27 protein-coding genes and 1 pseudogene are annotated in these 22523 nt (G+C 58.1%); 18 read left to right on the top strand and 10 right to left on the bottom strand.

Annotated elements, in window-relative coordinates; genetic code table 11:
* Positions 1 to 13: 13 nt before the first annotated feature.
* The 6 genes from ACODTD_RS03815 to ACODTD_RS03790 are packed head-to-tail and all read left to right on the top strand — an operon-like array spanning position 14 to position 5725.
* A complete protein-coding gene (locus tag ACODTD_RS03815) occupies positions 14 to 316 on the top strand; it encodes a DUF1799 domain-containing protein (protein ID WP_489104526.1) in 303 nt (100 codons plus the stop codon).
* Positions 313 to 3639, top strand: coding sequence for a phage tail tape measure protein (locus tag ACODTD_RS03810; RefSeq protein ID WP_489104466.1), 3327 nt, complete (start codon positions 313 to 315; stop codon positions 3637 to 3639). The genes ACODTD_RS03815 and ACODTD_RS03810 overlap by 4 nt, the downstream gene beginning before the upstream one ends.
* Complete coding sequence (locus tag ACODTD_RS03805; RefSeq protein WP_489104465.1) at positions 3639 to 3977, top strand: phage tail protein; 339 nt, start codon at positions 3639 to 3641, stop codon at positions 3975 to 3977. The genes ACODTD_RS03810 and ACODTD_RS03805 overlap by 1 nt, the downstream gene beginning before the upstream one ends.
* A 9-nt stretch (positions 3978 to 3986) precedes the next feature.
* Complete coding sequence (locus ACODTD_RS03800) at positions 3987 to 4736, top strand: phage minor tail protein L (protein WP_489104464.1); 750 nt, start codon at positions 3987 to 3989, stop codon at positions 4734 to 4736.
* Position 4737: 1 nt separating this feature from the next.
* Positions 4738 to 5502, top strand: coding sequence for a C40 family peptidase (locus ACODTD_RS03795; RefSeq protein WP_489104463.1), 765 nt, complete (start codon positions 4738 to 4740; stop codon positions 5500 to 5502).
* A 25-nt stretch (positions 5503 to 5527) separates the two neighbouring features.
* Positions 5528 to 5725 (top strand): hypothetical protein, encoded by a 198-nt coding sequence (locus ACODTD_RS03790; protein ID WP_489104462.1) that lies wholly within the window; start codon positions 5528 to 5530, stop codon positions 5723 to 5725.
* Here the strand turns inward: ACODTD_RS03790 and ACODTD_RS03785 are convergent.
* Both ACODTD_RS03785 and ACODTD_RS03780 read right to left on the bottom strand, forming a co-directional pair.
* Positions 5718 to 5963, bottom strand: coding sequence for a hypothetical protein (locus tag ACODTD_RS03785; protein WP_489104461.1), 246 nt, complete (start codon positions 5961 to 5963; stop codon positions 5718 to 5720). The genes ACODTD_RS03790 and ACODTD_RS03785 overlap by 8 nt on opposite strands.
* 94 nt (positions 5964 to 6057) lie before the next feature.
* Positions 6058 to 7005 carry a hypothetical protein gene (locus tag ACODTD_RS03780; protein ID WP_489104460.1) on the bottom strand — a complete coding sequence of 316 codons (948 nt, stop codon included), beginning with the start codon at positions 7003 to 7005 and terminating at the stop codon, positions 6058 to 6060.
* Between the two features lie 183 nt (positions 7006 to 7188).
* Between ACODTD_RS03780 and ACODTD_RS03775 the strand changes: the two genes are divergently transcribed.
* The 10 genes from ACODTD_RS03775 (at position 7189) to ACODTD_RS03730 (ending at position 16293) form a co-directional block, all read left to right on the top strand.
* Positions 7189 to 7533 carry a hypothetical protein gene (locus tag ACODTD_RS03775; protein ID WP_489104459.1) on the top strand — a complete coding sequence of 115 codons (345 nt, stop codon included), beginning with the start codon at positions 7189 to 7191 and terminating at the stop codon, positions 7531 to 7533.
* A gap of 61 nt (positions 7534 to 7594) precedes the next feature.
* Positions 7595 to 8188, top strand: a complete 594-nt coding sequence (locus ACODTD_RS03770; RefSeq protein WP_489104458.1) for a tail assembly protein — start codon at positions 7595 to 7597, stop codon at positions 8186 to 8188.
* Positions 8189 to 8246: 58 nt separating this feature from the next.
* Positions 8247 to 11813, top strand: coding sequence for a TipJ family phage tail tip protein (locus ACODTD_RS03765; RefSeq protein WP_489104457.1), 3567 nt, complete (start codon positions 8247 to 8249; stop codon positions 11811 to 11813).
* 3 nt (positions 11814 to 11816) lie between these two features.
* Positions 11817 to 12173, top strand: a complete 357-nt coding sequence (locus ACODTD_RS03760) for a hypothetical protein (protein WP_489104456.1) — start codon at positions 11817 to 11819, stop codon at positions 12171 to 12173.
* On the top strand, positions 12170 to 12832 hold the full coding sequence (locus ACODTD_RS03755) for a hypothetical protein (protein ID WP_489104455.1): 663 nt from the start codon (positions 12170 to 12172) through the stop codon (positions 12830 to 12832). Before ACODTD_RS03760 ends, ACODTD_RS03755 begins: the two co-directional genes overlap by 4 nt.
* 25 nt (positions 12833 to 12857) lie before the next feature.
* Positions 12858 to 14081 (top strand): pyocin knob domain-containing protein, encoded by a 1224-nt coding sequence (locus ACODTD_RS03750; protein WP_489104454.1) that lies wholly within the window; start codon positions 12858 to 12860, stop codon positions 14079 to 14081.
* Positions 14082 to 14092: 11 nt separating this feature from the next.
* Positions 14093 to 14506: a hypothetical protein gene (locus ACODTD_RS03745; RefSeq protein WP_489104453.1), complete on the top strand. Its 414-nt coding sequence runs from the start codon at positions 14093 to 14095 to the stop codon at positions 14504 to 14506.
* A 57-nt stretch (positions 14507 to 14563) separates the two neighbouring features.
* Complete coding sequence (locus tag ACODTD_RS03740) at positions 14564 to 14989, top strand: cell wall hydrolase (protein ID WP_489104452.1); 426 nt, start codon at positions 14564 to 14566, stop codon at positions 14987 to 14989.
* Positions 14989 to 15492, top strand: coding sequence for a lysis system i-spanin subunit Rz (locus tag ACODTD_RS03735; protein ID WP_489104451.1), 504 nt, complete (start codon positions 14989 to 14991; stop codon positions 15490 to 15492). The genes ACODTD_RS03740 and ACODTD_RS03735 overlap by 1 nt, the downstream gene beginning before the upstream one ends.
* A 195-nt stretch (positions 15493 to 15687) precedes the next feature.
* Positions 15688 to 16293, top strand: a complete 606-nt coding sequence (locus ACODTD_RS03730; RefSeq protein WP_489104450.1) for a DUF2514 family protein — start codon at positions 15688 to 15690, stop codon at positions 16291 to 16293.
* Here ACODTD_RS03730 and ACODTD_RS03725 read toward each other — a convergent pair.
* Together ACODTD_RS03725 and ACODTD_RS03720 are read right to left on the bottom strand one after the other, a co-directional pair.
* Positions 16251 to 16940, bottom strand: a complete 690-nt coding sequence (locus tag ACODTD_RS03725) for an SOS response-associated peptidase (protein WP_489104449.1) — start codon at positions 16938 to 16940, stop codon at positions 16251 to 16253. The genes ACODTD_RS03730 and ACODTD_RS03725 overlap by 43 nt on opposite strands.
* Positions 16941 to 16962: 22 nt before the next feature.
* A complete protein-coding gene (locus ACODTD_RS03720; RefSeq protein ID WP_489104448.1) occupies positions 16963 to 17688 on the bottom strand; it encodes a hypothetical protein in 726 nt (241 codons plus the stop codon).
* A 205-nt stretch (positions 17689 to 17893) separates the two neighbouring features.
* Here ACODTD_RS03720 and ACODTD_RS03715 point away from each other — a divergent pair, with 205 nt between their 5' ends.
* Positions 17894 to 18106 carry a hypothetical protein gene (locus ACODTD_RS03715; protein WP_085646703.1) on the top strand — a complete coding sequence of 71 codons (213 nt, stop codon included), beginning with the start codon at positions 17894 to 17896 and terminating at the stop codon, positions 18104 to 18106.
* A 92-nt stretch (positions 18107 to 18198) separates the two neighbouring features.
* On the opposite strand, the gene ACODTD_RS03710 is transcribed toward ACODTD_RS03715, so the two are convergent.
* Together ACODTD_RS03710 and ACODTD_RS03705 are read right to left on the bottom strand one after the other, a co-directional pair.
* Positions 18199 to 18408, bottom strand: coding sequence for a hypothetical protein (locus tag ACODTD_RS03710; protein WP_489104447.1), 210 nt, complete (start codon positions 18406 to 18408; stop codon positions 18199 to 18201).
* 390 nt (positions 18409 to 18798) lie between these two features.
* Positions 18799 to 19082: pseudogene (locus ACODTD_RS03705) on the bottom strand (site-specific integrase); the annotation flags it as partial.
* Between the two features lie 241 nt (positions 19083 to 19323).
* On the opposite strand from ACODTD_RS03705, the gene ACODTD_RS03700 reads away from it, so the two are divergent.
* Positions 19324 to 19572, top strand: coding sequence for a hypothetical protein (locus ACODTD_RS03700; RefSeq protein WP_489104446.1), 249 nt, complete (start codon positions 19324 to 19326; stop codon positions 19570 to 19572).
* 202 nt (positions 19573 to 19774) lie between these two features.
* Here the strand turns inward: ACODTD_RS03700 and ACODTD_RS03695 are convergent, their stop codons facing one another.
* The 4 genes from ACODTD_RS03695 to ACODTD_RS03680 all read right to left on the bottom strand — a co-directional run bounded on the left by ACODTD_RS03695 (position 19775) and on the right by ACODTD_RS03680 (position 22421).
* The gene (locus ACODTD_RS03695) at positions 19775 to 20059 is read right to left on the bottom strand and encodes a hypothetical protein (protein WP_201818446.1); all 285 of its coding nucleotides are present in this window, start codon (positions 20057 to 20059) and stop codon (positions 19775 to 19777) included.
* Between the two features lie 83 nt (positions 20060 to 20142).
* Complete coding sequence (locus ACODTD_RS03690) at positions 20143 to 20373, bottom strand: hypothetical protein (protein ID WP_007958902.1); 231 nt, start codon at positions 20371 to 20373, stop codon at positions 20143 to 20145.
* Positions 20374 to 20493: 120 nt separating this feature from the next.
* On the bottom strand, positions 20494 to 20724 hold the full coding sequence (locus ACODTD_RS03685; protein ID WP_221614574.1) for a hypothetical protein: 231 nt from the start codon (positions 20722 to 20724) through the stop codon (positions 20494 to 20496).
* A gap of 71 nt (positions 20725 to 20795) precedes the next feature.
* Positions 20796 to 22421: an ABC-F family ATP-binding cassette domain-containing protein gene (locus ACODTD_RS03680; RefSeq protein WP_489104445.1), complete on the bottom strand. Its 1626-nt coding sequence runs from the start codon at positions 22419 to 22421 to the stop codon at positions 20796 to 20798.
* Positions 22422 to 22523 lie beyond the last annotated feature (102 nt).

Raw genomic sequence — 22523 nt, 5'->3', positions numbered from 1 at the left:
CGTCTCCCGCAAGCTGTACGAGCCGGGGCCGTCAGCCGAATCGCTGGCGGCCTTCGGCCTTTCTCTTCGTGACATACCAGACGAAGTCTGTGAGGTCTGGCCTGATGTCTGGCAAGCCTTCAAGGTCTTCGAGGCCATGGGCACCCAGTGGCGTACAGGCGCGTGCGGCGCTACCGGACTCGATTACACGTCAATTCGCCATGTCGCCGGCTTTCTCGGGCTTACCCGATCGGAGATCGCCGACGTCTTTCCAGACATCCGCGTCATGGAAGCCGAAGCCCTTCGAGTGATGGCGGAACAGAGGGACAGTAAATGAGCACCACCTTCGCGTCCCTCGGCATCGAGGTGAACTCCTCGTCGGCATCCAAGGCGGCTGACGATCTCGACAAGCTGGTCGATTCGGCAGTTGATGCCGAAAAGGCGATTGATGATCTCGGCAAGTCGGGCGAGGGCCTGGCCAACACCGGCAAGAAGATCAGCCAGGCCGAGAATGAGGCTGCTCAGGGCATCGACAAGGCCACGGGCGCCAAAGAGCGCCAGGTCGATGCCAGCCGCAAGGCAGGCGCGAGTGCGGCCAGTGAAATCGCGATCATCAGCCAGCTCGACAAGGCGATGTCCGGCAACATCGGCAGCATGGAGCAACTGATCCAGGCTGAAGGCTTGCTGGAGCGTGCCCGAAAGGGCGGTCTCGTCACCATTGAGCAGCAGGAGTCCTATCAGGATCGGCTTGGCAAGGCTTATGAGCGGATCGAGAAAGCCGAAGCCAAAGAAATGGCGCAGAAGCAGCGGCTGATCGACGCTGAAAACCGTCAAATCGAAGCGCTGAAGCGCACGGTCAATGGCATCGACCCTGTCACTGCGAAGCTGGCCAAGCTGGAGGCGCAAGAAAAGGCACTCAACGATCTGCACAAGGCCGGTCAGATCGACGCGACTCGTTACGGCGAGGCGCTGGCGAAGATCGGCAAAGTCCGTGACGGCCTAACCGCGACAGAAACTGCATTCGACAAGCTGAAGCTCGGCACCCGCCAGGCTCAAGAAAACGTGATGCAACTGACCAACGCCCTGCAGTCTGGGGATTGGGGTAGTGGTGCACGGGCGGTTGCACAGCTCGGCGCCGGTGCGGGCGCCTCTGCCAAGAGCCTGGCCGCAGCATTGGTTCCGGCCGGTTTGCTGGCTGGTGTCCTCGGCGCGCTGGGCTATGCCTACTTCGACGCACAGAAGCAGGCCCGCGAGTTCAACGTTGCCATCAATGGCGGATCGAACGATGCCGGGCAGAGCATTGCCAGCCTCAAGGTTATGGCTGAATCCGCTGGGGCGATCACTGAGAACTTTGCGGGCGCTCGCGAGGCGGTGATTGCACTGGCTTCCGGTGCCGCTACCAGCGGCGTCCAAATGCAGAACCTGGCTCAGGCCGCCGCAGCAATAGGTGAAGTGACAGGGAAGGGCGCTGGAGACATAGCCAAATCGCTCGCGAATGCCGGTGACACCGCTACAGAAGCCGCCGAGAAGATCAGCGACCAGTATGGGCTGCTTACCTACGAGCAGTACCAGACGATAAAGGCGATTGATGATCAGGGAGACCATCAGCGAGCACTGGACGTCCTCAGTGAAGATCTCAATCAGTCGGCCCTGGAGCGTCTGAAGAACTACCGCGAATCCCTGTCCGACATCGAGCGTGACTGGGATCGGGTGAAAGTGGCCATCAAGGGTGCCTATGCTGAAGTCCGGTCTGAGATTTTTCCCGACCTGGCCAAGCAGATCGAAATCACCCAGCGCGTGCTGGATACCCGAAAGGGTGGTGGTGTTGCCGGTGCGCTATCCAACGGGCTCAGCTGGCTGAACTCTTCGTTGGGGCTGGATGACGGGGATAATGACGACTCAACTCCGGCCTTGGAAGCCAAGCTTGCAGGGCTGAAGGCGCGTCTTTCAACAAGCGAAAGCAACACTGCCGCCGCGGGCGAGGAGACGCGGGCGAACAAGGAATTGATCGCTGTCCAGAAGGAACTGGACAAGCAAATGGACAACCTGAATCCGCTCGCGAAGCGGCGGGACGCGTACAAGAAACTCGACGACCAGTTCACCAAGCTCTATCAGAATGCGGAAAAAACTGGCAAGAAGTCGGCGCTGCTGGATGGTGTTCAGTTTGACGGGAAGAAGTTTTCCGGTGGCGCCTACGACCAGTTGCGCAAGGCAATCGACGAGCAGAAAAAGGACCCAAAAGCAGCCGCGGGTAGCGTCGATCTAACCGGTTTCAATGACTCGAAAAACGCGCTCAATGCTGTGCTTGCCGAGTACAAAAATGCTCAGAAGGACCTGGACGCTTCGCAAAAGGCCGGTCTGATCTCGCAGGCTGATTATTTGCAAGCGCGTGAAGCCATGATCGGCAACGAGCGCGACGAAGTTACTGCCGCGTATGAGGCTGAGATCGCCGCACTGGAAGCGGCGAAGAGCAAAGCCGGCACACCGGCCGCGCAGCGCATACAGCTTGACCAGAAAATCGCCGACGCCCGGGCCGCCATGGTCAAGGTGCAGCAGGATGCTGACACCGAACTGAGCGTGCTGGCGAAGAACGAAGAGGGCCGGCTGAAGAAACAGACTGAGGCCGTCAACACCTATAGCAGCGCGCTACAGCAACAAGTCAAAACTCTGCGTGAGCAGGGCCAGCGCGCGGCGGCGGGCATCGGCCTAGGAGATCGTCAGCGCGATCTGATGAGCCAGCAGAACGGCATCGACGATCGCTTCAATCAGCAGAAGCTGGATCTGGCGAATCAGTACGGCGATGGCTCGCGCGGCATGAGCCTCGCCGAGTACACGCAGAAGCTGGCGGCATTGAAGGCCACTCAGCAGGACCTGCACGATACGGTTCAAGCCAACTACGACGAGATGACAGCAGCCCAGGGCGACTGGAGTGCCGGAGCCTCGTCGGCATGGCAGAACTATCTCGAGTCAGCGCAGAACGCCGCGGGGCAGACGAAAAGCCTGCTCACCAATGCGTTCAGTTCGGCAGAGGATGCTGTAGCCAGTTTCGCCATCAACGGCAAATTCTCGTTTTCTGATTTCACCAAGTCGGTGTTGGCGGATATGGCGAAGATCGCTACCCGACAGGCAACTTCACAAGGGCTCAGCGCGCTGTTCGGTATTGCCGCATCCGCGGCTGGCTCCTACTTCGGTAGTGGCGGGAATGGCCTCGCGGCTGGTTCTGCCGGTGCTGTTTCGTCAGATCTTGGAGCTTCGCAGGCTGGATATTCCGGTATCGATTTTTCTGGATACCGAGCGGCTGGCGGACCTGTCGCGCCGAACTCTCTGTACGAAGTTAACGAACTGGGGCCGGAGCTCTATAACGAGGGCGGCCGATCGTTCCTCATGACCGGTGCCAACGGCGGTAGCGTCACGCCGTTGACTGCCGGTGGCGGGCCTGCACTGGCCGCAATGTCCGGTGGTGGGGGCAACACGTACAACTTTCCGGTGGCGGTCTCGGTGCAGACATCTGGGGGCGACGGGGCGGGTGTTTCGCAAGAGACAACCAACCAGCTTGGCAAGAGCATCCAGCAGGCAGCCAAAACCGAAGCGGAAACCGCGATTGCCAGAGCGTTGCAGCCGGGCGGTTCGATCTGGCGCCTGACAAATGGGAGGGGCTGATGGCCATCGAGAAATTCACCTGGCCAACCGAGCGCGGGGAAACGCCCGATATCAACTATCGGGTGCGTTCCTCGAAGTTCGGCAATGGCTACGCGCAGAACGTCGGCGACGGCCCGAATAACAAAGAGGACTCCTACCCGATCACCTTTGCCGGCCAGAAGGCCAAGGTGCTGGAGATTATGGCGTTCCTCGACCGACACGCCGGTGCGAAAGCGTTTCTCTGGACAACACCGCTCGGGGAGCTCGGCCTATTCACCTGCAAAAATCCCGCTCCCACACCAATGGGCGGCGGCGTTTTCAAACTCACCGCCACGTTCGAGCGTGCATTCCATCCATAAGGGGCAATCATGCCGCTGATCAGTGACATCCAGGTGCTTGAGCCTGGCAGCGAAGTGCTGCTCTTTGAATTGGACGGCACGGACTACGGCGCGGATGTTCTGCGCTTCCACGGGCACGCGATACCGCACACGGCTGCCGAGTTGATCGCCGCCGGCGACGATGCGGACCAGTTGCCGGCGAAGTCGATCTACTGGCAGGGCAACGAGTACAGCGCCTGGCCGATGCAGATCGACGGCATCGAGGCGAACGGCGATGGCACGGCAGTGCGGCCCACTCTTTCGGTCGGCAACGTCAACGGACGTATTACCGCGCTGTGTCTGGCGTTCGAGGATCTGCTCGAGTTCAAGCTGACCATGCGCCATACGCTGGGCACGTACTTGGACGCGGCGAACTTCCCGGCCGGCAACCCAACGGCAGATCCGACCCAGGAGACAATCGAGGTCTGGTACATCGACCAGAAAACGAACGAGGACGGAGAGAATGTCAGTTGGGAGTTGGCCAGTCCTGGCGATGTCGGTAACGAGTCCATCGGCCGGCAGGCTACGACGCTTTGTCACTGGTGCCTCACCGGCGGCTACCGAGGGCCGAACTGTGGCTACACCGGCCCTTACGTGACCAAGGACGGCGTCGTCACGGACAACCCTGAACTGGACGAGTGTGATGCCACCTTGGGCAAGGGATGCATCCCACGCTTCGGCGAGGGCAATCCGCTGCCGTTCGGCGGCTTCCCGGCCGTCTCGCTGATCGCACGGAGCTGACATGCGCAAACACATTTTGAACGCGATCCAGATGCATGCGGCCGCCGAGTACCCGAAAGAGTGCTGCGGTCTGCTTCTGGGCGTCGGTCGCAAGCAGCAGTATTACCCGTGCCACAACATCTCTACCGAGCCGAACGAGGAATTTCGAATCGCCCCGGAGGAATACGCGGCGGCGGAGGACATAGGCGAAGTTATCGGCGTCGTGCACTCGCATCCGGACGCCACCAGCCGACCGTCACCGCGCGACCTGGCCATGTGCGAGGCGACCGCGTTGCCCTGGCACATCCTGAGCTGGCCCGAGGGCGACCTGCGTACCGTGATGCCTACCGGCGAGGTGCCGCTGCTCAAGCGGCCATTCGTCCACGGTGCTTGGGACTGCTGGCAAGTCTGTGCTGACTGGTACAAGCGCGAATGGGGGTTGGAGTTCGAAGCCTTCAAACGCGCCGATGGTTGGTGGGAGAGCAAGGACAACACCAGCCTTTACGAAGCGAACTACGAGGCCGCCGGCTTCTACCGCGTCGACCAGCCGCAGCGCGGCGACATGATCGTGATGGAAGTGGGGCGGACGGTTTATCCGAATCATGCCGGGATCTTCCTCGGCACCGATCCGACACTGCCCGGTGAGGATGCAGCAACCTTCGGCCCCGGCCCGTTCCTACTGCACCACCTGTACGGCAGGCCGTCGGAGGTCATTGTCTTCGGCGGGCCCTGGCTCGACAGAACACGCCTGATTCTCAGGCACAAAGATGCACAGCCACTCACATGACGCGGCATGGCCGCAGGAGATATGTATGAATCAGCCGTTTGCGCGAACTGAAGATGGAAGCGTATTTATCAGCGATGCGGTATTGAAATCCCAAGCAATCGTATCGGCTGTCGGAGTTTCACTGCCGTCCGACTTTGCAGAAGTGGCGCAAGAGAAAGCCGACCTGCTGGAGCGTCGGCTTGTTCGTTTGGAAAAAGAGCTTGGACTTGCTCCACTCAGCTAGGCTGGCGCGCCGACTTGAAAAGCTGAGATATCAGGTTGGCATTTGGCCGGGCACCGAAAGCCGATCCCAGTGATTTCGATATCGTCATCGCACGCGCTTCGGCTGCCGCTATGCCTTCCTCGCCCTGAGAGGAGTGGACTTGCGCGAGCAAGCCATAGACCATGGCCGTGAGAGCTTGAATATCAGCGGCATGAGAGTTCACAACCTTTTGGATCTCACGATATTGTTGCGTTTCCACATTGACCTCCAGGTCATTAACGCGCCGAAATTGGCGCAATCCCAGTCCTTGGGCCTGCAGGAAAGGGCTAGTTATGAATAGACTTATTTAATCCTTAGCTATGAGCGGAATTTGTATTGTTTCCAATTTCTGGAAAAATACGAAGTTGTTCTTCACTACCAATTGAGTGGTACTGAAATATGCCTTCTGTGTCGAACCCAGATGCTATTTTTTGTACATTGATTCGCATTTGCCCTTCTCCTCGTTGACAGGTGGAGATACAGACGCCAACTAATTTGAGTTTCTGTCTCGCTACACTGGGCCGGAAGCATACATTTACGGCGGCTCTCTCGGCGATCGACGGGTAACACCATGCGTCGTGAATGGGGGGTGGTAGATCGAAATAGTCTTTGGCAATAATTTCAGAAATCTTGTACAAAAACTCTGTTCCGATTCCTACGTCGCGAGTGAACTCATTTGCGAGAAACTCACTCAGCATCTTTAATTTGAAGTCCTCTTCCTTAGTGAGTTCTGGTATGTTTGGTGGAAAGCCGATGCAAGTAACGTTTATGTTATCTATAGCTTCATAAACTATTAACGAAAATACATCGCCGTCACATATCTTCAGCTCTTCAATTGCGACGTTGGGAGTCACTGGAGTTACGTAGAGAAAAGACTCTCCTTCTTGATTCAGTCGGCCTTGTCGAACGAATTTGCTTGGAGGGTTCCATGCATCCTGCTCAGTTCGCATGCCACGCAGTGGAATATTTAAGTCATCCTTGTCTAACGCTCTTACTCTGAAAAATTTAGTGCCTGATGGGTATCGTGAGGTCATCGGTGCTAAAACGGAAACGGGCCCCCGCGGCGTGGTGAAGCAGAGAACATTTGAAATTTCGGCGGCAAGTTCTTGTCTTGAAAGCGTCTTGAAGGAAAGCTTTCTAAAGTTGCTTATCTTTTCTTGCAGTTTATATATGTCGACATGAGATAGATGCTTTTTTAGTTCTTTGTAGAGTCCAGGTTTTACAATGTGTTTTTTAGGCGGTTTACGTTTTTTGTTTTTCATGATTTTATTGTTTATTGAGTTTTTGAGCGCCTACTTCTTGTGGTTTGGATAAGAATTAAGCGATAAAAATATTGATGGCAGATTACTATCAACTTGGTTTGGAGCGATACTGAGGTTTCATACATGCTGGATGCCTAGTCAGTGTGGAGCTATATTGCATGCTTTTCTAAAGGAGTGACCCGCATGAAACTAATGTTAGGAGCGCTGGCGTTAGCGCTGTTGGCGGGATGTGCGTCGCCCGGCGACGTGAAGAAGAATGACCCGACAATCAGCACATCAACTGCCAAGTCGGCCAAGAAATACGCGTTGTGCGTTTTCCCAAAATGGCAAGAGCAGCGCTCGACGGCGACAATGTCTGAAACCGAGAACGGATATCGCTTGGTGATCGCTACTGACATGATGACCGATGAGGTTCTCGAGGTTACCGGCTCCGGATCCGGAAGTAAGGTCGCCTTATACCAGCGGATGCCATGGTCCAAGATGTGGGGCCGAGGCGCGTTAGAAGCCGCTGTCCGCGAGTGTTTGTGACACGATCAAATTAATCAAAACCGCCAATTGGCGGTTTTTTTTCGTCAGGAGAAAATCCGTGATGGCTGCGGCGATTTCAATACCAACAATGACCACCATTCTGCTTTCCGGCCCGCTGGCGCGCCTATTTGGGCGCGTGCACTACCGAGAGCTCGGCAGTAAATCGGTCGGTGAGGCGTTCCAGGCACTGAAGTGCACAATCGAAGGGTTTGAAGGGGCAATCAAGGATCTGGATCGACGGGGCATGCGGTTCGCAATCTTCCGCAACCGGAAAAATGTGGGTGAAAAAGATTTTGCACTTGGAGGCGCTCAGGAAATTCGCATCGTCCCGGTGATATCTGGTAGCAAGCGCGCGGGCGTGCTTCAAACAATTATCGGCGTTGTGCTGATTGCGGCCTCTTTCTTTGCTGGGGGGGCCGGCCCTTCGTTGTTCTCGGCCGGCCTCGCAATGACCGCCGGCGGCGTCATTCAGATGCTCAGCCCCCAAGCCTCAGGATTGAAGCAAAGCGCATCCCCCGAAAACGCACCGTCCTACGCCTTCGGCAGCGCCAAGAACACCACGGCCAGCGGCAACCCAGTTCCGATTTGTATCGGCGAACGGAGGTGGGGCGGGATGATCATCTCGGCCTCGATTCTGGCTGAAGACAAAGTGTAAGCAGGACAGCAGCACACCAACCGCCCGTGAGGCGGTTTTTTTATGCCTGGAGGAAAGCATGGGCGCAGCGGAACAGATCGAGATCTACGGCGAGAAGGGCGGCAGCAGCAAGCCGAAGTCGCCGGTCGAAGCCAGCGACAGCCTGCGCTCGACCAACTTGGCAAAGCTGCTGATCGCCGTGGGCGAGGGTGAGTTCGACGCCGTACCGACCGAGTACGACATCTACCTGGACAACACGCCAATTCGTGATGCCAGCGGCAATTACAATTTCCCAGGCGTGAAGTGGGACTGGCGCCCGGGCTCCGTGGATCAGACCTACATCCCGGGCATCCCGTCCGTTGAGAACGAGACCTCTCTGAATGTCGAGCTTCGCAGTGACGAACCGTGGATACGATCAATCACCAACATTCAGCTATCCGCCGTTCGCATGCGCTTTGCTTGGGAGGCCCTGCAGCGTGTAGACGATGAAAACAATGTCGGCGGCTATCGAATCGAGTACGCGATTGATGTGGCCACCGACGGCGGCGCTTATCAACAAATGCTGGTGGATGCCGTGGATGGCAAAAGCACGACGCGCTATGAGCGCTCGCGCCGCGTGGATTTACCCCCGGCCACCATGGGTTGGCAAATTCGCGTACGCCGTCTGACACCAAATCAAGGCGGTAACAAGATCGCAGACAAGATGGTGATCGCCGGCTATACCGAGGTGATCGACGCCAAGCTGCGCTACCCGAACACCGCGCTGCTCTATATCGAGTTCGACGCCGAGCAGTTCACCAACATCCCGGCCGTGACTGTGAAGTGCAAGGCCCGGCGCTGGATGGTGCCGAGCAACTACGACCCGATCCTGCGCACGTACACCGGGACGTGGGATGGCTCGATGAAGTCGGCCTGGACCAACAACCCGGCGTGGATCACCTACGGTATCTGCACTGAAGAGCGTTTCGGCCTGGGCAAGCGCATCAAGCCGTTCATGGTCGACAAATGGGAGCTGTACCGGATCGCCCAGTATTGCGACCAGTTGGTGCCGAACGGGCTCGGCGGCCAGGAACCGCGCTTCCTCTGCGACATGAACCTGCAGGGCAAGGCTGACGCCTGGTCGCTGCTGCGCGACATCTCGGCGATTTACCGGGGCATGACCTATTGGGCACAGGGGCAGTTGGTGATGCAGGCCGACATGCCGCGCGCGCAGGACTTCGACTATGTCTTCACCCGGGCCAACGTCATAGACGGGAAGTTCTCGTACGGCAGTGCCTCGGCGAAAACCCGATACACCCGGGCCTTGGTCAGCTACGACAACCCGGCGAACAACTACGACACCGACGTCATTCCGTTTGCCGACCTGGATCTGCAGCGCCGTTACGGCGACCGGCCGACTGAGCTCAGCGCGATTGGCTGCACCCGCGCCTCCGAGGCGCAGCGCCGTGGCAAATGGGCGATCCTCAGCAACAACCAGGACCGCACCGTGTCGTTCAAGACCGGCATGGAGGGCGTCATTCCGCTGCCCGGCCACATCATCCCAGTGGCGGACTCGGTGCTGGCGGGCCGTGAAGTTGGCGGACGGATCTCGGCAGTGGCGGGGCGCGTCATCACGCTTGATCGGGATACCCAGGCCAAGGCCGGTGACCGGCTGATCATCAACCTGCCCGGCGGGCGCGCTGAAGGTCGCACCGTGCAAAGCGTCAATGGCCGCGCCGTCACTGTAACGGTCGCCTACAGCGAGCCGCCGGTGGTGCAGCTGCAATGGGCGCTCGATGCCGATGACTTGGCAATCCCGCTGTATCGCGTCCTGCGAACCAAGCGCACGACCGAGGGCGACTACGAAATCAGCGCCTTGCAGTTCGAACCGAGCAAGTTCGCGCACATCGACACCGGCGCACGCCTGGAAGAGCGGCCGATCAGCGTTATCCCGATCACCGTGGTTCCGCCGCCGGCTAGCGTCACCCTGGCGTCGACGTCGTCGGTGGTGCAGGGACTGGCCGTGGCCACCATGACCATCAGTTGGCCCGCCGTGGACGGCGCCGTCGGCTATGACGTGGAGTGGCGCAAGGACAGCGGCAACTGGATCAAGGTGCAGCGCACCGGGATGACCAACGTGGACGTGGTCGGCATTTACGCCGGCGCCTACGTGGCTCGCGTTCGCGCGGTGAGTGCGTACGACATCACTTCGACCTGGCGCAACTCGATCCTGACCAACCTCAGCGGTAAGCAGGGGCTGCCGCCAGCGCTGAGCTTCCTGACGGCCACGCCGCTTCTGTTCGGCATCTACCTGAAGTGGGGTTTCCCGGCTGGCGCCGAGGATAGTCAGCGGACGGAGATCTGGTACGGGCCGACCACCAGTCTGGAGGCTGCCACAAAACTGACCGATCTTGCGTACCCGCAAAGCGATTTTTCGATGCTGGGTCTGAAGGCTGGCGTGACGTTCTATTTCTGGGGCCGGATCGTCGACAAGATCGGCAACATCGGTCCGTGGTTGCCGATCGGCACCGGGGTGCAGGGGCAGTCGAGTGCGGACGCGGCGGCGATTCTGGAAATGATCGCCGGTGAGATCGGCCGCACTGAGCTTGGCCAGGACATCCTCGACGAAATCGACAAGATCCCCGGCCTGCAAGCGCAGATCGATGCGCTCGACGGCCTGAAGGGTTACGACCCGGATGCCACCTACGAAGAGTACGACCTGGTGGTGGTCGGCAAGCGAATCTATCAGGCGACCGGTCCGGTACCGATCAACATGCCGCCGCCGAACCCGGCGTACTGGCTGGACGTAGGCCAAACCGTGGAGACGGCAAATGGCCTGGCCCAGCAGGTTGCGACCAACACCGCCGAGATCAACGAGCTCGACGGTGTGGTCACGGCGCAGGCGACAGCCCTCCAAGCGCTGCGCGCTTCTTCGCGGGACGATAACGGGGAGGGCGATCTCGCGGATGCGCTGAAGGGTTGGAGTAGCACGGCCGCCATTGCCACAGAGGAAAAAGTTCGGGCTTCGGATAATGAAGCGCTCGCCCAGCGCACCACCACGCTTGACGCCAAGGTTGGCGAAAACGCGGCCAACATCACGACGCTCGATCTGGTCGTGGCGACCAACCAGCAGGCTACCGCGCAGTCGATCACCCAGCTGACGACGAAGGTCGGCGAGCAACAAACGGCGATCGAGCAGAACACGTCGATCGTCAATGACGTGAACGGGAAAATCTCTGCGAGCTGGTCTGTGAAGATGCAATACAACTCCGGCACAGGGCAGTACATCGCTGCCGGGATCGGCCTTGGCATTGAAAACGGCCCGGCCGGATTGCAAAGCCAGTTCCTTGTCAGTGCCGACCGGTTCGCCATCGTCAACTCGATTGCAGGCGGCGCGGTGTCGGTGCCGTTCGCGGTTCAAGGTGGCCAGGTGTTCATGAACTCGGCGTTCATCGCCGATGGCACGATCACCAACGCCAAGATTGGCAGCTACATCAGCTCCACCAACTACATCGCCGGCCAGCAAGGCTGGATTCTCAACAAAGACGGAACGCTGGAGATCAACGGCATCGTCCCAGGTCAGGGACGGCTGGTGATCAACTCGCTGAACGTCTCGGTTTACGACGCGAACAATGTGTTGCGCGTCCGTCTCGGGTACCTGGGGTGATCAATGGCTTCATTTGGCTTGCGTGTGTTTGATGAGAGCGGTCAGCTCGCCATGGACACCAACAGCTTCACCTACCAGGTGTTGTGGCAGGGCGTTCTCGATTTCAGCGTTCCGACGGCCAGTTACACGTTGAACATTCCTGGGTTCAACCCGGCGAACTGCGTGTTCATGATCATCCCGACGCGAGCACAGGACGTGCAGACGTCGGAAACGGATGGCCAGGCCAACAGCAAGTCCTACCCATACGTGACTGTGTCGGTAGGTCAGGTTGTGGTCCGGTTCCGAAATCCATCAGCGAGCGCTACCGACATCGGCACAAGCGTCGTGGCAAAGGGATACGCAATCAGGTACGGAACATGAGCTATGGATTTCAGAGCATCAATGACAACTCCTTTGTTCAAATCGACTCCGAGGCGCCCAGGCTATGCGTCCTCACCAAAGGGACGTACTCCGGAAACGGAACCGCCTCGGGTGCATTCGCCCGGGCGGTGACGAGCCAGGATCCGCCAATGGTCTTTATCCGTCCGAACCAGACGGGATCGATTCAGGTGCCGATATCGGTCTGGTTCACCGGCGGGCCGGGAAATTGGACTGGTTTCTCAATGGCCGCTTCAGTTGTCGACGGGACTTTGAGCGGGTCCTACTTCGTCGCTGCCTGGGCATCTATGGGGACGGCCGCATACGGCATGCGCCTTTGGGGGGCTGATGGTGCGCTTGTCTACGACAGCGGCGCCCCGGCCGTGGTGGTGACGTTTGCGGCTGGCAACTGGACATACCTCGGTATGGAACAGCTGGGCGTCAGTCGCCGCTACATCTGGGGCATAGGCAAAAGCCTCGGGCCCGGTGAGTACGTATCGCTGAACCCGTTCACGATGAACTGCCAGTCCGCAGGGTCTGGCGGTGGTTGCGCCCTTGGCGTCGACTACGCTGGCGGCCGAGTCTTGATGTACAGCCTCGCGTTCACCGCCTGGACTGACCAAGGCCACAGGCCATTTCTCTGCGCCAAATTGCTGGCCTGATCTCAAACCATTCTGGAGATAATCGATGCCCTGGTACAAAACCGGGACGGTTTCTGTCGTCCAAAATTCAAACGCGGTTATCGGTACCGGCACGGCTTTCATTTCGAACGCCCGGGTTGGTGATGCCTTCCGTGGGCCTGACGGTGGTTGGTATGAGGTGATCAACATCGCCAGCGATACCGCGATGTCGATCTCGCCCAACTACCAGGGCGCAACCAATGCTGCTGGCGCATACGCCTTGGCTCCGATGCAGGGCTACGTCAAGGACTCGGCGGACGCGCTCCGGGCGCTGGTCAATCAGTACGGTGCCAAGCTGGCGGCGCTGGGCACGACCGGCAACTACGACACGCTGCCGCTTAGCAAAGGTGGCACCGGGGCGACGACGCAGGCAGCTGCACAAACTGCTCTGGGGCTGGTGCCAACATCCACTCGTCTCGACACCACAGCAGGTCGCATGACGAAGGTCGGCGACTACGGACGTAACGGCGGGGCGAACATCGTTCAAGCCGCAAGCGTCGATGCAAACGCACTCCCAGTGCCAGCCAGCTATGTATTCAACGGCGGCGGCATCAACGTGCCGGAGTCCGCTTACCTGGACGTGATCAACCACGCGGCCGCCGGTTATTCCAAGCAATTTGCGACTGGATTGCTTACCGACAACTGTTACACCCGCGTCCAGAACAATGGGAATTTCGGGGCTTGGCGCCAGTTCGTTACCCGGCCGATCGGCGGCGCAATCGCGGTAGCCGAAGGCGGCACGGGCGGCACCACACAGGCCACGGCCCGAACTGGGCTCGGGCTCAAGTCAGCGGCGGTGGCAGATATTGTGGGTCCGGTCAGTCAAGCGGCGGGCGTGCCGACCGGTGCCGTGATGAGCTATTCCATCGACACCACCACCGGCGACAGGAAAACGCTGTATGCCAATGGGCAGATGACCTTTGACGGCACTCGGCAGGCAAACGTGGCGGTGGGCCCCGGAGCATTTATTGCACCAGCGATTGCCCGCCCGGCGGAATTTGTTGGAAACGTATCGTCGTCCAGCGACCTTGCGTTTTTCACTGGCGGATCCGCAACTGGGAACCAGCTCTACGCAACACGTCAGTCGCTGACATCTTCAACCAACCTGTATTTGGGGGCGTTCATCAACATGGGACGATCTCCAGCAACAGAGACCCCAAACCTTGCGCTTGGCTCGACGACTGCACAGAGCTATCTGTTCTGGTTCTCGTCCGTCGGACGCTGGTTCTAATCGAGGTTCAGATGCCATACGCAGCAACCAACCAGATCAGCACGGCGCCCATTGAGGGCGGGATCGAGATCACCGAAGAGCAATACACCGAGGCCGTGGCCAGTATCGAGGCCGGCAATTTCCTGTTCGTCTCCGTAGAGGGTGGCGTGTTCAGTACCAGTCCGGCGCCACAGCCGCCTGAAAGCCAGACTCCCGAAGATCAGGCGCACTGGGACCGACTCAGCGAAATAGCGGGAGAGGACGCTTGGCGCGCCGCCGAGGTGGCTTTCATCACCGATCAGCTCATTGCGCTTGAGGACGGCGACCCATCGGCCATGCCCGGAACGGTTCAGCAATGGCGCGAGTACCGCATCGCCGTCCGAGGATGGAAGGACGGGGCGCCGGGATTCCCGGAACCATCGGCCAGGCCATCCCGCCCGGCGTAATCAGCTGAACCACGTCAACCCGCCGTCGAGCGGGTATTTTTTGCCTGGAGAAAAACTATGACCGTCACTGAAAAAGACCGCGACGTTCTTGCTCGCACCCTGTGGGGCGAGGCGCGCGGCGAGAGTCTGGCCGGAAAGATTGCCGTGGCCTGGACGATTCGCAACCGCGTGTTCGACGGCAAGAACAATTCATGGTGGGGGGAGGGGTACGCCGGTGTGTGCCAGAAGCCCTACCAGTTCAGCTGCTGGAACAAGGGTGACCCGAACTATCCATTTCTGAGTGGCGCGCGGGAGATCCCGTTCCGCGAGCTGGCGCAGTGTCGGATTGCGGCTGACCAGGTAATCGACGGCAAGGTGTCGGATCCTACCGGCGGCGCCACGCACTACTACGCGCTCAGCATGAGGACGGCGCCCGGCTGGGCGGCGAAGGCCAAGCAGACCTTGAAACTGGGCGGCCACGTATTTTTCAAGGATGTGCCGTGATGGTCGTGCCGTGGCGAGTTGTCGGCGCGGTGGTGCTGGCGCTCGCCGGCGCTGCCTTGGCTTGGCAGGTTCAGGACTGGCGCTACGAAGGGCATCTGGCCGAGCAGTCCAGGCTGCACACCGAAACCCTGAATCAGCTGACCCTGGCAGCCGCCACCGCGCAGCAGGCCGAGCAGGACAAGCGGCTGGCGCTCGAGCAGCGGCTGGCGGCCAGTGACAAAACCCACTCCGAGAAAATGACCAATGCTCAAAAAGATCAGGCTCTTCTGCGCGATCGCCTTGCCACTTCTGATTTGCGGCTGTCAGTCCTCATCGATGCGGGTTCAGCCGGTGGCTGTTCAGTGCCTGCCACCGCCCGCGCCGGCGGCGTGGATCATGGCCCCGTACGAGCCCGACTTGACCCGGCGCATGCTCAACGAATTGTCGCCATCACCGACGCCGGTGACCAAGGACTAATAGCGCTGGCGGCTTGCCAAGCATACGTTCGGGAGGTAGCACGTTGAGTGTGAGCAGTTATGGTCCACGTCTTCGCAATCGTTGGGATTATGAGATTTGCAGGCCTGAAGAGTTGGATAAATTGGAGGTGAAGTTGAGGACGCAACTGATTGAGCGCAGGCATCGAGCCGGGTATGTATACGAACTCCTTGCAGTAGCAGGTACATACAAATAGGCTTTTGACTCCCTTTGGAGAATTTCTATTGCTCAGTAAACAAACACGCCTGGAACAGATCCAGTCAATTGCGTCCATCGCCTCCTCCATAGCTATCCCTATTGTCCTTGCGTTGGCTGGGTATTTCGTACAGCGACAGATCGCTGATGACGGATTAAAAAAAGATTATGTATCAATAGCGACTGCGATTTTGCGGGAGAAATCGGATCAGCAAGAGCCCGCATTCAGAGAGTGGGCTGTAAAGGTGTTAACTAAATACTCCCCTGTTGAGTTTTCGGAGGGAGCAAAGAAAGGGCTAGAGCGAGGTCTATTTATTTTGCCCCACACCCCTGATCTGCCTGCAATAGCGAGACAGCCCGCCCCAGACCCCTTCTGCGTCCCGACATGTTCAAGCACTTTGAATGTTGAAATGGAAAATTGGCGCAAACAAATAGTAAATCGAGAGGGGGTACCCGAGGGCAATAATCGAGAGGCAGCTGTAGCTACTGTTGCTCTCTTCTCCAATCTGTTCGAAAAGTCGGTGGAAAGAAACATAAACTTATCAGATGCTCTGGACCGTTCTAGAATAGCCGGGCAGGCTTGTGAAGCAATTTATGATGGTGTTTCTAAGATCAATAATAAGTCCGCACCCTGATTTCGGGCATTGTTCACTGCCGGGCTGACCTTGAACCACTCGAACACCTCTGTCGGCTCGCCTTGGTGGAGGGCCATCTGCTCGGCGCGCTCTTTCGGCGTGGCCGGGTCCAGCCATTCCCGGGCGAGTTCAGGCGGCAACACTACCGGCCGGCGATCGTGGATATCGACCATGCCGCCGGCGCTGTCGGCGGTGATGGTCACAAAGCCGTCATGCTCGCCGGGGCCATGCTCATCGTTCGGGTATTGGCCGATGACGGCACAGAGGATTGGCGATTGGTCCCGGTGTCTTATGAGGTAGGGCTGCTTTTTCGGGCCGCCTTCGTCGACCCATTCGAACCAGTTGTTGATCGCAATGATCGCCCGGTGCGGCCAGATCGCGCGGAAGAATGGACCGTGGGCGACTTTTTCGACCTTGGCGTTGATCGGTGCGGCGCGGTCTTTCGCCCAATGCGGGCGCCATCCCCAGCGGACCATGTCGGCGTGCAGGAACTGACCCTCCTGATGGAAGAGTGCAAGCTGGGCGGTCGGTGCGGCGTTGTATCGCTCGAACGGTTGATCACCGGTCGAGTTGATCAAGGCATTCGGCATGCTGAGCGCTGCTACAAAGTCGTGGATGCCGCTGTACTGGGAGAGTCGTCCGCACATTGTCAGATCCTCGCATGAGCTTTCAGCGTAGACCCGCTGGTGCCGGCTTTGTCACAAAACCTTTTCCGGCGCAGGTCTGGCAGTCATCGCGCGCGCCAAATCGATCCAGACACACAGGGCAGGTGCAGAACGCCGCTGATTCGATATGTGGCCGCACCTTTTCAAACGCATGCAGATCACGTTCCTCCTGTGCGACTTGAGCAGCATCCACCAGCGCACGGTAGGTGTCAGGGTCATCGATGGGCCGGAAGTCGATGCCTCCGATTACCCGTTCAGTCTCGAGCAATTGGTAACGCTGCCCCCGCATTTCCAGAATCAACCCTGAGATGGTGCCGACATTCCGAGAGATTCCCAAGTTCAGGTGTATTCCTTGCGGCCCTGAATACACCTTCCCGTCATAGGTTCGGGACGCACCACGCGGCTTTTCGGTCACGAAGTTGAAGATCGAGCGGTTGATCGTCGCCAGCAGCTTCCCATCGTCGACGTGCACGACGTCGTAAGTCGATGCTCCGCGGTAGTGGCCTGGCGAGTTCTGCAGCTCTTCAACGGCGTGCCAATAGGCAGCGTCTGCCATCTCGTTCATGTCGAACAGCTCAAGCGGATCGATCAAACCCTCTGCATGCAGCGCTTCGGCCATCTCATGGAGACTTTCCCGGTGGCCTTCCGGGTTCTGCATTCGAAAGTCCTGATCGGCGAGAGTGGCGCGCCATCGCTGGAGACGAAATGATTTGGCTTGGTGGAAATTCATGTAAACGATTCGCTGTATAAGTGCTGTATGTATGTACAGTAATCGAGGGGCGAAGCGTGGGCGAGGGTGATGCGACGAGCTGTTGGATTTTGAATGGTGTTCGGTTGGCAGAACGCCGGAGTAAGGAAGTGCTATCAGTTTGGCTGCAATTGGCCATTCTTTGCGATAGCCTCGAGAAATCAAAACCAAAAGAGGAGTCTTGGCGATGGCAAAAGCGTTGTACGGGGTTTATTTCATCTTCACCCTAGGAGTTGTCGGAATGGGATATTCATTTTTTACGGCGTCCAAGGACATTGAACAGGATGCCTATTCATGCCTGAGGCTTCCCCAGGCGGAAATGGATAAATGCATGGATGGTGTGACAAAGCGCGCCACGAGTCTCCAAAAGACTGCCAGGGTCATGACAGGCCAGAATTGAAGATTTGAGTAGTCACCTTGGCATGGTGGGGCGCGAAGCTGAGCTCGTTATGCCTTGGTACGATCCAGCGCGACGCTTTTGATCGACTGCAATCATTCCGGCGCCATCAAAACCGCTAGGGTCATCTTGATGAATTCTTCATTTCTGTCGATCGCAGTGAGGGAGCTACGAACATTCTCGCCGATCTCCGTAGCTCCACGTTTCTCAACCCAGAGCGTGAGCTCCATGATGGCTGCCTCAAGAGCGAGCTGGTTTTCGTTGATTTTGTAGAGCAGGGAAGGGAGCAGATCAGAGTTCGGCATTTTGGTTTCCTCCGTGGATGAAACCAGCGTAGCAGTGGTGGTTGGTTATGAGTTGGCTGGGCGCCAAAGGAGGGAAGTGAAGCGCAAAAATCTGCACCGCAAAATTTTTACGGTGCTTGAATATAAAGGCTTTCAAAGGTGTCGTTTACATCTGGTTGCGTAGCGAAATCAGATATAAAATATTGATTTGTAAGGTAAAATTCTCGGACTTAAAATCCCCCGCTCGTAAGGGCGTGCCGGTTCGATTCCGGCTTCGGGCACCATCTCAAATCAAGGGTTTGCGAGCGAAAGCTGATGCAAACCCTTGTTTGTTTCCGGGTCGCAATTTTGACAGCGGTCCGCAATTCGCTTCGTTGGCATCACTTTCTTGCCCTCGCGATTCCGGATGTACTACTCGGTCACCACAACGGTGGTATGTCCAAATTGATCTTTGGTCTGCATGATATCGCCACTCGATTCCGCCTTGTCAGTGCCAGCCTAGGTGCGCAGGTCACGCATTTGGAACTCGACCTTTTCAACTCCAGCGGCATCGCGGGCCACATCAAAGCTCCTCCGTAACATCGCCTCCATCTCGGAGTGCCACCTTCCGACACGATCAGCCGTTTCGAACGGACCTTGTGCCCAGCCTTCCGGGCCATGATTCGAACATTCAAAACTTTCAGCTCACCAATTACCCATTTGGCGCGTGCGTAGGCTTTCGTACTTATAGCTGAAAGCATCGATTTCGTGATGCATCACCAGCAACTTGGCCATGAGCGTGTTCAGTGAATGGTGAATTTTTGCATCGAGCATATGGGGTTCTTACGGTTATAGCGGCTATCAAATTCAAGAGAGGAAGAAGCCCTAGGCGGATCTGTATCGACAGCAGTCCATTCAGGAACTACCGTGATTGAAAGCTGCCGGAGCCAACGAATCATGTTCAGCAAATATCCAAATCAAAAGCTGGGTAGGAGGCTGTTTTTTTCGCTGTGGATTCTGATGCTGGTAGTAGCGGTTGTGGTTATTTTTACGGCTGACTGGATGAGTGCATCTTTGATACTCCTGGTCTCGAGCGTTTTCTTCATACCCGCGCTTATCCTCAGCGAAGAAGCCTTTGTGCGCCTTGTAAGTGCTCTAGCAAAGGTGAGCTTCCTGGCACCTCTGGTTCGCTTTCTTGGTGGTTGACCTTAAAAGGCAAGAGGTTACTGGTATTTGTTGCTGATGCCCCCGGCGAAGTCTTCGAGCTCTTCTGCCATGCCGTACATCCTGTGGGGTTTGCCAGGTGAAATAAAACAAGTAAGCCGGGTTATTCCATGTCGGGGCCTGAATCGTAACGGCATTCAGCGAACAGCAAAAAAAAGGCCGATTCAATCGGCCCTTTTTTTGTTCAGACGAAGGCTTGCCCGGTAAATCCTCTAGGCAAACGCTGAAGTCCGGCCATCGCGGTCAACCGCTCGATCCACTCGGAACGCCAGTCGGACGCCGTGTGCGCATCCTTTGAATGGCGAGCCGCGCGCCGCGCTGCGTTGCGCTGGTCTTTGCGCGCATCCTTGAACGCGTCAGTATTGCGGCAACTGCGGCACTTCACTCGATTGAGTTCGCTGCTGGCGGAGAGGTTGTTGCCCTTGTGCCCGCAGGCCAGGTGCCCGTCGACTTTGAAATGAATGACCATAAGACGCCTCCTTGGTGACGTGTAAAGGTATTGACCTCTCACGACCAAGGGCGTTCTTTTTTCGTGCACCGTGGATCGATGACCTACCTGAAACGTGGCAACGGCCGGTCGATCGGTTTGAGCGATGACAGGGTGCTGCGAATCAGCGGGGTATCTTTTTCGATATCGTTCAGCCGGTCGCGGATGCGCAGGGCGGTGGGGTGCCCGCCTTGATGGTCGACCCAGTCGGCGATCTCTTTGCAGGCCGCGGCGAGGCGTGCTTCGCGGGCATCGAGCAAGGTGAGGAGAGTGGTGATGGACTCTCTTTCGGACATGGAACACCTCCGTTCATTAATCCGCTCGGTGGCAGCAAAAAGCCCGCGAAGGGCGAGCTTTCTGCCGTTGGGGCGCTGCTCCTTCAGCTGGTTTGAGTATAGACCCGTAAATGACAGCTATCAGCCCGACGACTCGGGGGCGGTCACTCGCGAGCTGGCGGCGTTGAGCCGATGGCTTTCCTTGCGGGCGTCCTCTTCCCGATCGTAGCCATCGCCAATGAAACCGCCGGTTCGTGTGTCGCAGATGCGATACCAGCCCAGGGCTTCGGCGGGCTCATGCAGTGTTTCTCCGGCGCGCCGGCCGTGGATGACGATCTTGTTGCAGCGCTTCACGACGAATATGTCTTCCATGGCGTCACCGCGGCTGATTCGTACCAGATCAACTATAGAAGCCCTGAGCAATCGTGCAAAAAATAGCCAAGTCAGTTCGTCGGGTGCAGTTGCCAGCCTGATGGGGGCCGGCGCAGGTGGTGGGTCGGATTCAATGCCTCAAGGAAGTCCTGATCGTGGGAAACGGCGATTATGGCGCCCGGAAATGTCTGTAATGCCCGTTCGAACGCTTCCACCGACGGCAGATCCAGATGGTTGGTCGGCTCATCCAGCAGCAACAGCTGCGCAGGATCCGTTCGCCACAAAGCCAGCGCCAGTGCGGCTTTCAGGCGCTCGCCACCGCTCAACGAAGCGCAAGGGGCCGTGGCGCGGCTCGCATCCAGCTGCAAGTGCGCGAGATAGCTGCGCAGGGTGCCCTCGGTCAGTGCAGTACCTTGCATCATCAGCTGTTCGGTAATGGAGCGCTGATCGTTTAGTTGGGCCAGTTGCTGATCCAGGAATGCGAAGGGCACGTGAGTCGCGGCGGTTCCATCGACGGGCATCAGTTCCCCGGCGAGCACTTTCAACAGCGTTGATTTGCCGCAGCCGTTGGGCCCGCTGACAGCGATCCGCATCGGGCCATGGATCGTCAGATTCAGTGCATCGCTCGACAGCCAGGGCAGCCGAGCGTCAATCAACGTACAGATCTGGCGGTTGTTCGGCACCGCGCTGGCAGGCAAGTTAATCAGCACGCCGTCCTCGGGCTGCACCTTGGCGTAAGCTTCGCGCACCTGGGCATCCAGTTCGGACTTGCGGGCCTGATGACCCCGACGGACATGCCCCATGATCTCCCGGGCGGCGCCCTTGATCGCCACGTATTCGAAACTGGCAATGTTGGCGGTTTCGGCGTTGCGTCGAGAGTTGGCAGCGTGTCGCTGTATCGTGTCGTGCTCGCGTCGTAGCCGAATCCGCTCGCGCTGACGTTCGCTTCTGGCGTGGTCGAGACGTGCTTGCGCCGCGGCTTGATGAATTCGCTGATGTTCGCGGAATGCCGAGTAATTGCCGCCGAATTCTATTGCACCCGATGCGCTCAACTCGACGATCCGCTGCATCCGGTCGAGCAATTGCCGATCATGGCTGACGACGATCAAACCGGTGTGCCAGCGTTCCAATGAGTTCATCAGCCATTTCCGTCCTGATGTATCCAGATGGTTGGTCGGTTCATCCAGAATCAGTAACGACGCACGACTCAACAATGCCCCAATCAGGGCAACACGTGCTTGCTGGCCGCCACTGAGTTTGCCAGTCTCGTCGGTGAAAGAAATCTCTGTCAGCCCGGCGTCATCGAGCAGGCGGCGCAGTCGGTCCGCCAGATCCCATTGCTCGCCAATGAGATCGAAATCCTCGACTGATCCGCAACCCCGGTTCATTCGCTCCAGCGCCTGAAGAATCGCGGCGCTGCCGGTGGACTCGGCGACCGTCTCGCCGGGTGTCGCGACAAAGGTTTGCGCCACGTAGGTTGTCGCCACGGTACGCGTCACGCTGCCGCTGGTGGGTTGCCATACTCCGGCGATCAGACGCGCCAAAATGCTTTTGCCAACGCCGTTGCGCCCGACAATGGCGGTCGGGGTGTGATCGAATTTCAGATTGAGTGCAGTGAAAATCGTCTCGCCATTGGCGAACTGAAAACCCAGTTGATTCAGGGAGACGAGAGCAGGCGTACGCGAGACGTGAGTCATCGGCACCTCCAAAAAATGTCGTGAACACTGACAAGCGCCATGAGCGGCGTGTCGCGATTACATTTTTGAAGGCTTAGTTGTTCACTTCTGCGGTCATCCCGA

It is taken from the genome of Pseudomonas sp. FG35 (genome assembly GCF_057809295.1).
This window is presented reverse-complemented; position numbering and strand designations above follow the sequence as displayed.

Excerpts from the sequence above, each read along its gene's own strand:
- ACODTD_RS03700 (WP_489104446.1), top strand. The coding sequence starts at position 19,324 with ATGTTCAGCAAATATCCAAATCAAAAGCTGGGTAGGAGGCTGTTTTTT.
- ACODTD_RS03790 (WP_489104462.1), top strand. The coding sequence starts at position 5,528 with ATGAATCAGCCGTTTGCGCGAACTGAAGATGGAAGCGTATTTATCAGC.
- ACODTD_RS03805 (WP_489104465.1), top strand. The coding sequence starts at position 3,639 with ATGGCCATCGAGAAATTCACCTGGCCAACCGAGCGCGGGGAAACGCCC.
- ACODTD_RS03810 (WP_489104466.1), top strand. The coding sequence starts at position 313 with ATGAGCACCACCTTCGCGTCCCTCGGCATCGAGGTGAACTCCTCGTCG.
- ACODTD_RS03735 (WP_489104451.1), top strand. The coding sequence starts at position 14,989 with ATGGTCGTGCCGTGGCGAGTTGTCGGCGCGGTGGTGCTGGCGCTCGCC.
- ACODTD_RS03695 (WP_201818446.1), bottom strand. The coding sequence starts at position 20,059 with ATGGTCATTCATTTCAAAGTCGACGGGCACCTGGCCTGCGGGCACAAG.
- ACODTD_RS03775 (WP_489104459.1), top strand. The coding sequence starts at position 7,189 with ATGAAACTAATGTTAGGAGCGCTGGCGTTAGCGCTGTTGGCGGGATGT.
- ACODTD_RS03770 (WP_489104458.1), top strand. The coding sequence starts at position 7,595 with ATGGCTGCGGCGATTTCAATACCAACAATGACCACCATTCTGCTTTCC.
- ACODTD_RS03680 (WP_489104445.1), bottom strand. The coding sequence starts at position 22,421 with ATGACTCACGTCTCGCGTACGCCTGCTCTCGTCTCCCTGAATCAACTG.
- ACODTD_RS03725 (WP_489104449.1), bottom strand. The coding sequence starts at position 16,940 with ATGTGCGGACGACTCTCCCAGTACAGCGGCATCCACGACTTTGTAGCA.
- ACODTD_RS03715 (WP_085646703.1), top strand. The coding sequence starts at position 17,894 with ATGGCAAAAGCGTTGTACGGGGTTTATTTCATCTTCACCCTAGGAGTT.
- ACODTD_RS03795 (WP_489104463.1), top strand. The coding sequence starts at position 4,738 with ATGCGCAAACACATTTTGAACGCGATCCAGATGCATGCGGCCGCCGAG.
- ACODTD_RS03690 (WP_007958902.1), bottom strand. The coding sequence starts at position 20,373 with ATGTCCGAAAGAGAGTCCATCACCACTCTCCTCACCTTGCTCGATGCC.
- ACODTD_RS03800 (WP_489104464.1), top strand. The coding sequence starts at position 3,987 with ATGCCGCTGATCAGTGACATCCAGGTGCTTGAGCCTGGCAGCGAAGTG.
- ACODTD_RS03780 (WP_489104460.1), bottom strand. The coding sequence starts at position 7,005 with ATGAAAAACAAAAAACGTAAACCGCCTAAAAAACACATTGTAAAACCT.
- ACODTD_RS03750 (WP_489104454.1), top strand. The coding sequence starts at position 12,858 with ATGCCCTGGTACAAAACCGGGACGGTTTCTGTCGTCCAAAATTCAAAC.
- ACODTD_RS03720 (WP_489104448.1), bottom strand. The coding sequence starts at position 17,688 with ATGAATTTCCACCAAGCCAAATCATTTCGTCTCCAGCGATGGCGCGCC.
- ACODTD_RS03710 (WP_489104447.1), bottom strand. The coding sequence starts at position 18,408 with ATGCCGAACTCTGATCTGCTCCCTTCCCTGCTCTACAAAATCAACGAA.
- ACODTD_RS03745 (WP_489104453.1), top strand. The coding sequence starts at position 14,093 with ATGCCATACGCAGCAACCAACCAGATCAGCACGGCGCCCATTGAGGGC.
- ACODTD_RS03740 (WP_489104452.1), top strand. The coding sequence starts at position 14,564 with ATGACCGTCACTGAAAAAGACCGCGACGTTCTTGCTCGCACCCTGTGG.
- ACODTD_RS03760 (WP_489104456.1), top strand. The coding sequence starts at position 11,817 with ATGGCTTCATTTGGCTTGCGTGTGTTTGATGAGAGCGGTCAGCTCGCC.
- ACODTD_RS03755 (WP_489104455.1), top strand. The coding sequence starts at position 12,170 with ATGAGCTATGGATTTCAGAGCATCAATGACAACTCCTTTGTTCAAATC.
- ACODTD_RS03765 (WP_489104457.1), top strand. The coding sequence starts at position 8,247 with ATGGGCGCAGCGGAACAGATCGAGATCTACGGCGAGAAGGGCGGCAGC.
- ACODTD_RS03685 (WP_221614574.1), bottom strand. The coding sequence starts at position 20,724 with ATGGAAGACATATTCGTCGTGAAGCGCTGCAACAAGATCGTCATCCAC.